The 12,970-nt window shown below is 71.0% G+C and carries 10 protein-coding genes; all 10 read right to left on the reverse strand.

Annotated features, from left to right (window positions below; genetic code table 11):
• Window positions 1-59: 59 nt before the first annotated feature.
• Entirely contained in the window at window positions 60-854 is a 795-nt protein-coding gene (locus tag IR158_RS07525) for an A24 family peptidase (RefSeq protein ID WP_291811505.1), read from the reverse strand.
• A 3-nt stretch (window positions 855-857) separates the two neighbouring features.
• Window positions 858-2,798 carry a hypothetical protein gene (locus tag IR158_RS07530; RefSeq protein WP_291811647.1) on the reverse strand — a complete coding sequence of 647 codons (1,941 nt, stop codon included), beginning with the start codon at window positions 2,796-2,798 and terminating at the stop codon, window positions 858-860.
• Window positions 2,798-3,544, reverse strand: coding sequence for a hypothetical protein (locus tag IR158_RS07535; RefSeq protein WP_291811508.1), 747 nt, complete (start codon window positions 3,542-3,544; stop codon window positions 2,798-2,800). The genes IR158_RS07530 and IR158_RS07535 overlap by 1 nt, the downstream gene beginning before the upstream one ends.
• Window positions 3,541-5,424 carry a type II secretion system protein gene (locus IR158_RS07540; protein ID WP_291811511.1) on the reverse strand — a complete coding sequence of 628 codons (1,884 nt, stop codon included), beginning with the start codon at window positions 5,422-5,424 and terminating at the stop codon, window positions 3,541-3,543. Before IR158_RS07540 ends, IR158_RS07535 begins: the two co-directional genes overlap by 4 nt.
• Window positions 5,425-5,520: 96 nt before the next feature.
• A complete protein-coding gene (locus IR158_RS19335) occupies window positions 5,521-6,108 on the reverse strand; it encodes a prepilin-type N-terminal cleavage/methylation domain-containing protein (RefSeq protein ID WP_366928414.1) in 588 nt (195 codons plus the stop codon).
• Between the two features lie 37 nt (window positions 6,109-6,145).
• Window positions 6,146-7,375 carry a type II secretion system F family protein gene (locus IR158_RS07550; protein ID WP_291811514.1) on the reverse strand — a complete coding sequence of 410 codons (1,230 nt, stop codon included), beginning with the start codon at window positions 7,373-7,375 and terminating at the stop codon, window positions 6,146-6,148.
• A complete protein-coding gene (locus IR158_RS07555) occupies window positions 7,375-9,009 on the reverse strand; it encodes a PilT/PilU family type 4a pilus ATPase (RefSeq protein WP_291811516.1) in 1,635 nt (544 codons plus the stop codon). Before IR158_RS07555 ends, IR158_RS07550 begins: the two co-directional genes overlap by 1 nt.
• A gap of 94 nt (window positions 9,010-9,103) precedes the next feature.
• Window positions 9,104-10,777, reverse strand: coding sequence for an ATPase, T2SS/T4P/T4SS family (locus tag IR158_RS07560; RefSeq protein ID WP_291811519.1), 1,674 nt, complete (start codon window positions 10,775-10,777; stop codon window positions 9,104-9,106).
• 131 nt (window positions 10,778-10,908) lie between these two features.
• Window positions 10,909-11,760: a shikimate dehydrogenase gene (locus IR158_RS07565; RefSeq protein ID WP_291811522.1), complete on the reverse strand. Its 852-nt coding sequence runs from the start codon at window positions 11,758-11,760 to the stop codon at window positions 10,909-10,911.
• Window positions 11,757-12,968, reverse strand: coding sequence for an endolytic transglycosylase MltG (mltG, locus tag IR158_RS07570; protein ID WP_291811525.1), 1,212 nt, complete (start codon window positions 12,966-12,968; stop codon window positions 11,757-11,759). The genes IR158_RS07565 and mltG overlap by 4 nt, the downstream gene beginning before the upstream one ends.
• Window positions 12,969-12,970: the final 2 nt, after the last annotated feature.

A 12,970-nucleotide genomic window follows, 5' to 3' on the forward strand; every position in this document is an offset into this window, starting at 1 on the left:
TCCGTCGGCGATGCGCACGACTGGACTATCGGCCGGACGGGGGTCCGACTTGAGCGACGTCAGAGCGCCAGCGCGACGTACCAGTCCGCCACCGGCTGCCCGACGGCGACGCCGACTGCCGCGCCGACCAGCATCCACGGCCCGAACGGCACCTTCGTCTTGCGTCCGGCGCGTCCCACGAGCATCAGCACGATGCCGAACACCCCACCCAGGAGGAAGGCCGCGAACGCCCCGACGGCGAGCGCACCCCACCCGACCCAGCCGAGGTACATCCCCAGGACGCCGGCGAGCTTGAGGTCGCCGAGGCCCATGCCCCGCGGGTGGGCCAGCACGAGCGCCAGGTAGAGCACGAACAGCGCGGCGCCGCCCGCGGCGGCCCGCAGCAGGGCGGCGCCGTCGTAGCCGACGCCCACGTCCCAGGACGCGAGTGCGAGCAGGACGGCCGCGACGGGGTACGACGGCAGGACGATGGCGTCGGGCAGGCGGTGCACGTCGATGTCGATGGCCGCCAGCGCGACCGAGATCGCCGCGAGGTACAGGAAGGCGGGCAGTGCGAGGTTCCAGCCGATGACCAGCGCCGTGGCGACGAACAGGAGCCCGGTCACGAGCTCGACGACGAGGTACCGGGCGCTGATCGGCGCCCCGCACCGCCGGCAACGGCCGCGCAGCACGAGCCACGAGACGACGGGGACGTTGTCGTACCAGGCGATGCGGGCCTCGCACCGCGGGCACGCGCTCGGCGGCGCGACGACCGACTCGCCGCGCGGGACGCGCCAGACGACGACGTTGAGGAAGGACCCGACGACGAGACCCAGGAGACCGACGAGCGCAAGACCCGCGACGTGCAGCGTCATGCGCTATCCGTTCTTGACGTTCTGCGGGGTGGGCACCTCACCGGTGTAGGTGAGGTCCCACTGGGAGTTCGCCCATCGCGGGAAGTACGGCGGGGTCGCGAACTTCAGCCGCCCATCGTACTTGTAGAGCTTGGTGTACCCGTTCTGGACGGTCGTCCAGCCGGACGTGCTCTCCTGGCCGACCGCGCCGCGCCAGCGCTGGGCGATCGACCCGTAGACGAACAGGGTGCCCTGGTCGCCGCCGACGGTGTACTTCTGCACCAGGAACGAGTGCTGCAGCGTCTGGATCGAGCCGGCGATCTGCACGCCGTGGGCGGGCTCGTGGGCACCTGTCGTCGGATCGGCGTAGCGCTTGGGCCACTCGCCGGGGTGCTCGGACTCACCGCTGTACGACCACCCCCAGGGACCGCAGGACGAGTAGCCGCAGCTCCGGGAGGACGTCACCGTCTGCATCCGGGGATGGAAGACCTCGACCGCGTTGGTCGCCACGAGGCCGAGGAGGTCCGGCGAGCCGGCGTCGCGTCCTCCGGCGAGAACGAGGTCACCGGTGACGATGACGGACTCCTCCGAGGCCAGGGTGACCCGGCCCTTGACGATCCCCTCCGCGTAGAGGTTGCCGCGCGCGCAGAGCTTCGTGGCCTCGGTCATGTTGGTGTCACGCGTGAACGTGGCGCCGGAGTTGATGGCCTGTCCCGTGTACTCACCCAGCGGCAGCTCGCTGCCGAGCGGCCCGCCGATCTCCCCCGCGCGGCACTCGCGCATGAGGGCCGAGGACGCGGCGGTGTAGATCACCATCTCGTCCGGGACCTCCAGGTCGGCGCCTGCGGGGCTGTCGAGCTGCGCCAGGGTGCCGCACGACGGCATCGTGCCGTCCGGGCCCGCCACCGCGACCGGAGGGGTGGCGTTGTTGTTCACGGTCTTGTTCCACACCGTCATGCGGCCGTTGCTACGGAAGATGACGCGCGTCGAACCGAAGTAGTGGCAGCCCGGGTGTCCCGCGAACTCGGCGGACGTGTCGAGCAGGTACTCCGGTGTGCCGTACCGGGGTGTCTTGCCGTTGAAGTTGGCGACGCTGTCCGGCCGCAGGCAGTTGTCCTCCCACTGCGTGTTGTTGTTGCCGGGGTTCTTGCACCGCTCGTCGGCCGTCGTGACGGTGTCGATGAACGACGGCTTGACCGTGCTGCCGGCGCGGTAGTCGCTGTAGATCGTGTCGTTGGTGCGGACCTCGCCGTACAGGACGTCCCCACCGGCGAAGCGGATCTCCGTGCAGCCGTAGTACTCGCGCGTCCGGTTGGAGGCGTCCTTCTTCCACCAGTAGAGGGCTCGCTCGTAGCCGTTGATGCCGCAGGCGTTGCGCTTCGCGGTGCTCCACCCGCTGGTGGTCGACGGGGGGTAGAGGTTCACGTTCGCGGGGTCCCCCGACTCGAAGTCGGTGTAGTACACGTAGTCGGTCGAGCCGCCCTTGCCGACCGAGGTCTGCACCGTCCGGTACACGCCGTTGACCCGGCCGGTGACCGTCAGGGTGATCGCGCCCTCGGTGGTCTTGCGGGAGGCGTCGACGGAGTAGTGGAACCAGGCGGCGTCGGGGTCGGTCTGCCCGGGCTCGACCGGCAGCCACCCGACGGGCGTCGTGCTGGTCCAGCCGCACGGGTTGGTCGCCGTGGTCGGGCCACGCCACGCGAGGTTGGTGCAGTCGTAGACCGACCCGTACCCGTCCTCGCGGTTGAGCCGCGAGATGAAGTCCTCCACACCGGCCTGCGCTGCGGCGACCGCTGCCTGGTAGTCCTGCGTGTGGCGGGCGAGCTTGGTGCTCGTGATCGTGGAGGCCAGCGCGGCGAGCGCGAGCATCGTCAGCACCATCATCGAGCTGATGACCAGGACGAGGGCGGCGCCCTCCTCCCTGTCGGTCGTCGGCAGCCGGCGGCGTGCGCCGAGTCGTCGCATCACGGGGTCGCTCCGGGGTCGGGACGCAGCAGGGCGTGGGAGTTGGAGAGCAGGACGCGCTGGACGTAGGTCGTCGAGGCCGGCCGGATCGCACCGGGTGACCCGACCTCGACGGTCAGCTCGATCGACAGGACGCGCTGCAGGTCGTCGGCCGTCAGGCCGGTGCCCGTCACGGGCAGCGGGGCGCCGTTCTCGTCGTAGTAGCTGAACAGGGCCGTCCCGGTGGTGATGATCCCGGTGGCGAGCCGGCGCACCGTGAGCCGCGCCTTGCAGGCCGCCGTCGCGGTGGGCGCCTCGGCGTCGCAGTAGTTCCACCCGCTGGTCGTGGGTGTCGCCGAGTCGGGCACCTGGAGCTTCTCGAGCAGGACGCCCTGGACCCCGTCGACGGTGCCGACCGTGTAGGTGACGCGACTGGGTCCGACGGCACCGTTGGCGTTGTCGAGGTTGGCGTAGAACTGCACGCCGAACCGGTTCCCGGAGACGAACGCGTCCGCGACGCACCCCGCGCACGACGCCGAGAGCTGGCTCGGCTTCACGGCGACGCGCAGGTTGCGCGTCATGCGCTCGACGGCGACGCGGCCCGCGTCGATCTGGTCCTGCCGCTTGACGTTCTCGGCGGTGGTGCGTTCGAAGCCGATCGTCAGCGTCGTGGTCGCGATCACGACGATCGACAGGATGACCATGGTCACGACCAGCTCGGTCATGGTCGTCCCGGCGTCGCGTGCACGCCCTCGCAGCAGCCTCACGGTGCCGTCACCGCCCCGGTGGTCCAGTCGAGCGAGTAGGCCGCGGCCGGTCCGGGGAGCACCACGGGGTTGGTCGGGCTGCTGGTGCAGCGATTGCCGCTGCCGCCGGACGTCCGCTGCCGGTACACGTAGTACGTCCCCTGCTCGAGAGAGCCGGTCACGGTGGCGCTGTCGGCTGCGCCCAGCTGGGTCGCGCCGCCCGGTGTCGTCGTATTGGTGGAGCAGGTCTGGGGCACGGTCGACACGATGATCCGGTAGGCCCTGCCGAGCGCCGTGCTGCTAGGGACGTTGCGCACCGTGAAGCCGACCGTGGGCCGCTGGTCGGTCCACGCCAACGTGGTGGCCGCGCCGTGGGCGACGTTGCGGGGGTAGGCGTTGCGCGGCGTCGACAGGCACGTGCCGTTCGCCGGGCCGTCGGTGCGGTAGACGAACCAGTCGCCCGCGGCCAGGTCGACGGGCGCGGTGCGGGCCGCGTCGACGTTCACCGCGAGGGCGGCGTACGGGGTGCCTGCGGCGCACGTGCTCAGCCCCGGGGCCCGCGACGCGTGGACCGCCCAGAGGGTGCCGCCCGCGGGGACGCCCGTCGCCCGCAGGGTCGTCGGTCCGAAGACGACGTCCCCGTTGTCGCCACCGACCAGGGACACCGACGCCGGCCCTGCGCTGCAGTCGAAGGCGGGCCCCAAGGCGTAGAACGACCAGGTGCCCGGCATGATCGAGAATCCGCCGACGGGCACCTCGCGCGCCGCCGCGTCGGTGCAGGCCGCCGTGCCGGGGACCGCGATGACGCGGTCGGCACCCGGGGGCAGGCCGGCGACGGCGCCGGTCGCCATCGTCAGGACGACGTCGACCTGACCGGTCTGGCCCGGACCAACGTCGACCGTGGGGTAGCCGGCCGCGGGGGCGGCCGACCCGAAGTACGCGCCGTGCCGGGTGGGCCACAGGTCCGTGACCTCGGTGATCGCTCCCGTGGCGACGACCGAGCGTGACGCCGACGACCCGGCGGACTCGGTGGACACGATCGTGAGCGGCAGGCCCGCGGCGTCGTAGGGGTTGCCGGCGTCGTCCAGCACGCGGACCCGCAGGGTCGCGGCGCGGTCGTAGGCGAACGTGACGGCCGTGTTGAGCTGGCCGGGGCGCACGGAGCCCGTGCTCTTCGAGGGGTTCGCGACGCCGGACACGTCGACGTACCCGGTGTCCGTGAGGGTCGCGGTGTACGCCGTGCCAGCCGCTGCGGGGCTCAGGGCCACGACGGCACAGCCCGCGGCGTCGGTCAGGGCGGACATGGTCCCGCCGGCGCCGGAGAGCCGGACCGTGCGGCCGGGGTTCACCGCGCCGTCGGAGTCGACGACCTTGACGGCGGCGAAGGCCTGCGTGCTCGAGACGCCCGTGCCCTTGGGCGGCGCGAGCTGGGTGTGCGTCACGACGGGCTTGGTCGAGCCCATGTGGGGCCACGTGACCGTCACCGAGACCGACAGCGTCGGGTGGTCCACGAGGGACCCTCCCTCGCACGCCGAGGAGCCGGGGCCCGTGACGTTCCAGGCGGTGGACCGGCTGACGGTGTACTGCTGGGAGTCGATGCGCAGCGGCTGGCCGGCGGCCTGCCCGGGCAGCGGGTGCTCGTTGACGACGACGCCGTCGTCGGCGAGGTCCAGCGGCGCCGTGGTGCTGCTGCCGAACTCCTCGCGGATGAGGTCGATCTCCCGCGCCGCGAGGCTCGCGGCAGCGGTCCGGGACCGGCTGTCGACGTGCGCCGACTGCGTCTGGACGATGATGCCGAGCACCGAGCTGGCGAGGATGCCGAGGATGACGGCGGCGATGAGGACCTCGACGAGGCTCATGCCGTCGTCACGACCGTCCCGGGGGGCGGGGCTGCTCGCCATCAACGTCTCCTCGGTGCCTGGGGGTCGTGCTGGTCGGACGCCGGTGGGGCGGGGGACGTCGTCCCCCGCCCCACCGGTGCTGCTAGTGACTCAGGGTCAGCCGCCGGCGCCGGCCGCCGGCGTCGGGCCGGAGATGCCGGTCGCGGCGTTGTACGCGATCGTGGCGTCGTCGCCCTCGGTGCCACCGTCGTAGGTCAGCGTCACGGTGTAGTTCGTGCCGTCCTGACCGGTTGCCGGCGTGATCTCAACGGTGAACTCGTCGTCGCTCATCGGGACGATGATCGGCTCCGACGTCGCGGTGATGTCCGCGCTCGTGAACTTGTACTGACCGGCCGTCGCCACGACGGTGAGGTCCGCGTCGTTGTCGATGAAGTACGTCGCCGCCTGCTTGGCGATCGCCGACACGTCCGCCTGGGCGGCCTGGTCGACGGCCTTGCGGCTCTGGCTGATGAACACCGGGATGGCGATCGCGGAGAGGATGCCGATGATGATGATGACGACGAGGAGCTCGATCAGGGTGAAGCCCTGGTCCTTGTCCTTCGCCTGCTGGATGCGTGCGAGCATGCTGCGCTCCTGATGAGTGGAAGGGTCGAGCGAAATCGGCTGCTGCCGGTTCGGGTACTGCTGCACCTTGGTCATCGGCAGCAGGCCCACCGGCTTGAGCGCGCGACCTGGACACTTCACCGACTTCACCCGAAGGGCCCAGCGGCTCACCCTGCTGCTACCCCACGAGGTCGAACATCGAGAAGATCGGCAGGTAGAGGGCGATGATCATGCTGCCCACGACGCCACCGATGACGACGATCATCAGCGGCTCGATGAGGCTCGTGAGCTGCTCGGTCGTCGCCTCGACCTCCTGGTCGTAGAACTGCGCGACCTTCTCGAGCATCGTGTCCAGCGCACCGGTGTCCTCGCCGACCGCCATCATCTGCACGACCATCGGCGGGAACACCGGGTGCATCGACAGCGGCCCCGCGAGGGACTGGCCGGCGCGCACGGACTCCTGGACCGAGTGCGCCGCCTTCTCCAGGACGAGGTTGCCGCTGGTCTCACCGACGATGTCGAGCGCCTGCAGGATCGGCACGCCGGAGCGCAGCATCGTGCCGAAGTTGCGCGTGAACCGGGCCACCGCGACCTTCTGGAAGAGCTTGCCGAAGACCGGGATCTTCAGCTTCAGCGGGTCGACCCTCTGCCGGATCACCTTGTCGTTCTTGTGCTTGCCCCACCACCACGAGAACACGATGAGGCCGGCGACGACGGGCCCGATGGCCCACTTCAGGCCCTGCGACAGCGTCACGAGGAACTGCGTGGGGGCCGGCAGCTTGCCACCGAGGTCCGAGAACATGCTCTCGAACACCGGCACGATGAACAGCAGCATCCCGACGGTCGCGAGGATGGCGATGACGAACACGACCACCGGGTAGGTCATGGCGGACTTGATCTGGCCGCGCAGCTTGACCTCCGCCTCGAAGTTGTCGGCCACCGACACGAGCACCTGGTCGAGGAACCCGCCGACCTCCCCCGCCTTGACCATGTTGATCATCAGCGGCGGGAACACGTCCGGGTGCTTGGCGAGCGCGACCGAGAACGCCACACCCTGCTCGACGTCGTTGCGCACGTGCACGAGCGTCTTGGCCAGCGGCTTGTTCTCGGTCTGCTCGGACACGATGCTCAGCGCGCGCAGCAGCGACAGGCCCGAGTCGATCATGGTCGCCATCTGGCGGCCCATGATCGCGAGGTCCTTCTGCTTGATCTTCTCCTTGAACCCCGGGATCGTGAACTCGGCGTTCAGCCCGGAGGTCGAGACCTCCTCGATCGAGACGGGCGCGACGCCGATGGACTTCAGCTTGTTCGCGACGGCCGCCTGGTCGGTGGCCTCGAGCCGGCCCTTGACGATCTTGCCCTCACGGTCGCGGACCGCGTACTCGAAGGTCTTCGTGCCCTCGGCCATCACATGCTCCCCATGTCCATGCTCGCGTACGGGTCCATGCCGCCCATGCCGGCCATGCCCTGGCTGCCGCCGGAGAAGCGCCCGGTGAGGCGGTTGTAGTCCTCGACGTGGTGGCAGGCCTCGAGCCCCGCCTCGTAGGTGACCTTGTTGTCCTTCACCAGGTCGGCCAGGTGCTGGTCGAGCGTGTGCATCCCCTGCTGGGCGCCGGCCTGCATCGCCGAGTAGATCTGGTGCGTCTTGCCCTCACGGATGAGGTTGCGGATGGCGGGGGTGGCGATCAGCACCTCGGTGGCCACCGCGCGCCCCGGACCGTCGGCCCGCTTGACGAGGGTCTGGCAGACGACGCCCTGCAGCGCACCCGCGAGCTGCGTGCGCACCTGCGCCTGCTGGTGGGAGGGGAACACGTCGATGACGCGGTCGATGGTCTGGGCGGCGTCCTGCGTGTGCAGGGTCGCGAAGACCAGGTGACCGGTCTCGGCCGCCGTCAGCGCGACGGAGATCGTCTCGAGGTCGCGCATCTCACCGACGAGGATGATGTCGGGGTCCTGCCGCAGCACGTGCTTGAGCGCGTTCGCGAACGAGTGGGTGTCCGCACCGACCTCGCGCTGGTTGACGACGCACTTCTTGTGCCGGTGGAGGAACTCGATGGGGTCCTCGACCGTCATGATGTGGTCCTCGCGCGTGCGGTTCGCGAGGTCGACGATCGACGCGAGCGTCGTCGACTTGCCGGACCCGGTCGGGCCGGTCACCAGCACCAGGCCGCGCGGCATGCCCGCGAACGTGCCGACGATCGGCGGCACGCCGAGGTCCTGGAGCTCCTTGATCTCGTAGGGGATGACGCGGAAGGCCGCGCCGACGGACTCGCGCTGCTGGTACACGTTGACGCGGAACCGCGCCAGGCCACGGACGGCGTGCGAGATGTCCAGCTCGAGGTTCGCCTCGAACTTCTCGCGGTTCTTCTGCGTGAGCATCGCGTAGATCGAGCGGCGCAGCGGCTCGGGCATCATCGGCGCGAAGCCGTCGAGCGGCTTCAGGCTCCCGGCGATGCGCACCGTCGGCGGGGCGCCGGCGGTCAGGTGCAGGTCGGACCCGCCCGCGTCGACCATCGCCCGCAGGACCTCGTCGATGTCGATGTCGTCCGCCTGGCGCTGCGTCCCGTTGCCCGAGCGCTGCTTCTGCGGCGCCGCGGCACGCGGTGCGACGGGTGCCGGCGCAGCGGCGGCGGGCATGACGGCCGTCTGCTGCTGCGGGAGGGGCGCCCGCTGCGACGGGGGTACGGGCGGCGGCGCCGGCGTGAACGTCGCTCCCGGTTGTGCGTGCCGCGCCGGGAACGCCGACGCCGCGGGAGGACGCGCCTCGGCGGGGTGCGACGGAGCGGGCTGGTAGACGCCCGGAGCCGGAGGACGCGCCTCGGCCGCGTGCGACGGCACCGGCTGGTACGCACCGGGAGCGGCAGGACGCGCCTCGGTGGACTGCGACGGCACGGGCTGGAACACGCCCGGAGCCGCCGGACGCGCCTCGGTCGACTGCGACGGCACGGGCAGGAACACGGCCGCGGCGGGGGGACGCTCGCCGGTCGCGGGTCGGTAGGGCGGGAGCGGCCGCGTGGGTCCGCCCGGGTAGCTGTCCGTCACTGCAGTCCTCCACGCCGGCGAGCGCCACCCGTCCGGTGGCCTTGCCAAGACATCGGCGGCTGCAGGTCCGCACTTGAGCGTGCGCCAGACTCCCTCAGGCCACGACGCGCAGGATCTCCTCGATGGAGGTCAGACCGTCGGCCACCTTCTGCCAGCCGTCCTCGCGCAGGCCGAGCATCCCCTGCTTGACGGCGGTCGCGTTGATCTCGGCCGCCGACGAGTGCGCGACGGCGTGCCGCTCGATCTCCTCGGTGACCCGCATGACCTCGTGCAGCGCGAGGCGCCCCTTGTAGCCCGTGCGCGAGCACGCCGTGCATCCTGCGGGACGGAAGAGCTCCGGGATCGGCTCCCCCGGCACCCACGGGAAGCGCGCGGCCTCCAACTCGTGCTGGGTGGGCGTGTACGGCTCCTTGCACCGCGAGCACAGCCGACGCGCGAGCCGCTGCGCGACCACGCAGTCGAGGGCCGAGCCGACGAGGAACGGCTCGATGCCCATCTCCGTCAGACGTGTCACGGCGGACGGGGCGTCGTTGGTGTGGAGGGTCGACAGCACGAGGTGGCCGGTGAGGGCGGCCTCGACCGCGATCTGCGCGGTCTCGTGGTCGCGGATCTCGCCGAGCAGCACGACGTCGGGGTCGGAGCGCAGGATCGAGCGCAGCGCCGCGGCGAACGTCAGGCCGGCCTTCGGGTTGACCTGCACCTGGTTGATGCCGGGCAGTCGGTACTCCACCGGGTCCTCGACGGTGATCACGTTGATCTCCGGCTTGGAGACGGCGTTGAGCGTCGCGTACAGGGTCGTCGACTTGCCGGAGCCCGTCGGGCCGGTGACCAGGATCATCCCGTACGGCTTGGTGTACGACTCGCGGTACGTCGCGTAGTTGTGCTCGAGGAACGACAGGTCGCGCAGGTCGAGACTCGCCGTGGAGTTGTCGAGGATGCGCATGACGATCTTCTCGCCCCACACCGTCGGCAGCGTCGCCACGCGCAGGTCGATCTTGCGCCCGTTGTGCACGACGGACATGCGACCGTCCTGCGGCTTGCGCTTCTCCGCGATGTCGATGTCGCTCATGATCTTCACGCGGCTGACGACGCCACCGATGATGTTCTTGGGTGAGCGCTGCGTCTCGTGCAGGACGCCGTCGATGCGGTACCGCACCCGCAGGTCGTGCTCCGAGGGCTCGATGTGGATGTCGGAGGCCCGGTCGCTGATCGCCTGGGTGACCAGCAGGTTGACGTACCGGACGATCGGCGCGTCGTCGTCGACGGAGTCACCCAGGCGGCTGAGGTCGACCTCCGGCTCGCGGTTCTCGACCTCGAACGCCTGGCTGAGGTCCTCCATCTCGTCGTCGGCGCGGCAGTACCGGTCGATGGCGCGCTGGAGGTTGTCGTACGTGGCGACCACCGACACGACGGCCATCTGGGAGACCGTCCGCACGTCGTCCACGGCGACGACGTTGCCGGGGTCGGCGGTCGCCAGCACGATGGCACCGTCCCGCAGCGCGATCGGCAGCACCGTGTGCATGCGGCACATGACGCCCGGGACGATCGACACCGCCCGGCGGTCCACCGGGTACTCGTCGAGGTCCACGAACTCCATGCCGACCTGCTGGGCCAGCGCCTGCACGAGCTGGGACTCCGACAGGATGCCGAGCTCCACGAGCGTGCGCCCGAGGGACGTCCCGGTCGCGGTCTGCTCGTCCATCGCCGCGAGCAGCTGCGACTCCGTCACCAGACCCCCGGTCAGCAGGATCTCCCCGAGCTGCTTCACGCCCACGCCTCCTCGTCCGGAGACCGCCGTCGACCTCCTCGAAGGTCATCGGCACCCGCCCGCGCACTCTGAAGGACAGGACAGCGAGCGCCGCTGCCGTGCTCGCGGACGTGCGCCCGGCCGGTGGTCGGTCAGGCGCTGACGGAGGTGAGGACCGTGCCCAGCGCCGCGTCCATCGCGGAGGTCGGTGCCGTGCGTCCCGTCATGAGTCGTACCTGCTCCGCCGCCTGGTGCAGCAGCATGCGCTCGCCGCCGACCACGCGTCCCCCCAGCCGTGCCCACGCGACGGACAGCGCCGTCGGGCGCGGGTCGTAGCTCACGTCGAGCAGGGCCCCGCGCACCTCGGCGGCCAGGCCGTCGGCCAGCGGGTCCGCGGCGTGCGCCGGCAAGGTGCTGACGACGACGTCCAGCCGGCCGATCTCACCGGCCGCGTCGTCGAGCCGGCACAGGCGCGGCTCGACGCCCATGCGGTGCGCAGCGCGCAACAGGCCCCCGGCACGTGCCTGCGACCGCACGTAGACCCGGGGCGACGCGCACCCCAGCTGTGCGAGCGCGGCGAGCGTCGACGCCGCCGTCGCGCCCGCACCCAGCACACCGGCCGAGCGCACCCCACCGGAGACCCCGGCCTCACCGAGTGCCGCGACCAGGCCGTGCACGTCGGTGTTCGCGCCGGTGAGCACGCGCGCGGCGCCCGAGCCGTGCACGAGCACGGTGTTGACGGCGCCGACGACCTGCGCGAGCGGCTCGACGTGGTCCAGCAGCGGGACGACCGTCTGCTTGAGCGGCATCGTCAGGCTCAGCCCCGCCCAGGACGCGTCGAGACCCTCGACGAACCCCGGGAGCTGGTCCTCGGTCACGTCGACGGCGTCGTACCGCCACGTGTCCAGCCCCAGCGCGGCGTACGCCGCACGGTGCAGCACGGGAGACAGCGAGTGCGCGATCGGGTGCCCGAGCACCGCCGCGCGGCGGTGCGCTGCCGTCACCCCCCGTTCTCCTTCTGCCACTGCCGCAGCAGCGCGACGTTCTCCTGGTGCTCGTCGTGCGTCTCGGCGAAGCGGGTCTCACCGGTCTCCAGGTCGATCGCCACCCAGAACACCCACTTGCCCTCGGCCGGGTTGAGCACGGCGTCGATGGAGATCGCCCCGGGCGACGCGATGGGCGTCGGCGGCAGGCCGAGGTGCTTGTACGTGTTGTACGGGTTGCTCGGGTCCTGCGTGTGCTCGCGCGTCAGAGCCGTCCCGGAGATCCCCAGGCCGTATGCGACGGAGGCGTCGATGTCGAGCGTCATGCCGCGGTCCAGCCGGTTCTGGATGGCGCGGGCCATGATGGGCCGGTCCGAGTGGAGCTTGGCCTCCTTCTCGATCAGCGACGCCTTCTTCAGCACGTCCTGCCACTGGTCCTGCGGCACGCCCTTCGAGTTGAGCGTCTCGACGGTCTTGGCGACCATCTGCCCCAGGATCGCCGGCGCCTGCATGCCCGGCTCGATCTGGTAGGTGGAGGGGAACAGCCACCCCTCGACGCTGCCGCCGGCCTCCGCCGGGAGCCCGATGGCGGCGGGGTCGGCCGTGGCGGCGCGGATGTCCTCGACGCTGATGAGGGCGACCTTGCTGATGCGCGTGAAGATGTCCTCGGCGGTCAGCCCCTCGGGGATCGTGACCTTCATCGACACCTTGCTCTTGGGGTCGAGCAGCGCCTGGACCGCCTTCTCGGCCTTCATCTCCAGCATGAGCTGGTAGGTGCCGGGCTGGATGGAGGCGGCGTCGGGATTCGCGTCGAAGGCCTTGCGGAACGCGTCCTCGGACGCGACGATGCCGGCGTCGTGCAGGGTCGTGGCGATCGCGGCCCCCGAGTCGCCCGCGTTGATGACGATCGTCGGGGCACCCGGCCGCCCTGACCCGGGGTAGTCGGTCACCTGCCGCGCGTCGTCCGACCCCCCGAAGAGCGACGCGCCCATCAGGGAGACCACCACGTAGACGGCGCCGACCACCAGCACGAGCGCCACGATCAGCACGGAGATCGAGCGGCGGCGGCGCTGCTTGCGCATCCGCTCCTCGCGCTTGCGCCCGGACGCCCGGGACCGGCGACGCGGCTCCGGCCCGCCCGGTGCGGTCGCGACACGGTCACCGCCGAACAGCTCGGTCACGCTCTCGTCCGACTTCACCGGGGCCCACCACTCCGTCTGGTTGCTCACCT

Origin of the sequence: Cellulomonas sp. (assembly GCF_015234515.1) — a bacterium.
In the GTDB taxonomy this organism is placed as follows: domain Bacteria; phylum Actinomycetota; class Actinomycetes; order Actinomycetales; family Cellulomonadaceae; genus Cellulomonas.

What these genes read in the sequence shown, in the direction of transcription:
- IR158_RS07525 (WP_291811505.1), bottom strand. Translation starts at nt 854, where the DNA reads ATGACGCTGCACGTCGCGGGTCTTGCGCTCGTCGGTCTCCTGGGTCTC.
- IR158_RS07530 (WP_291811647.1), bottom strand. Translation starts at nt 2,798, where the DNA reads ATGCGACGACTCGGCGCACGCCGCCGGCTGCCGACGACCGACAGGGAG.
- IR158_RS07540 (WP_291811511.1), bottom strand. Translation starts at nt 5,424, where the DNA reads ATGGCGAGCAGCCCCGCCCCCCGGGACGGTCGTGACGACGGCATGAGC.
- IR158_RS07550 (WP_291811514.1), bottom strand. Translation starts at nt 7,375, where the DNA reads ATGGCCGAGGGCACGAAGACCTTCGAGTACGCGGTCCGCGACCGTGAG.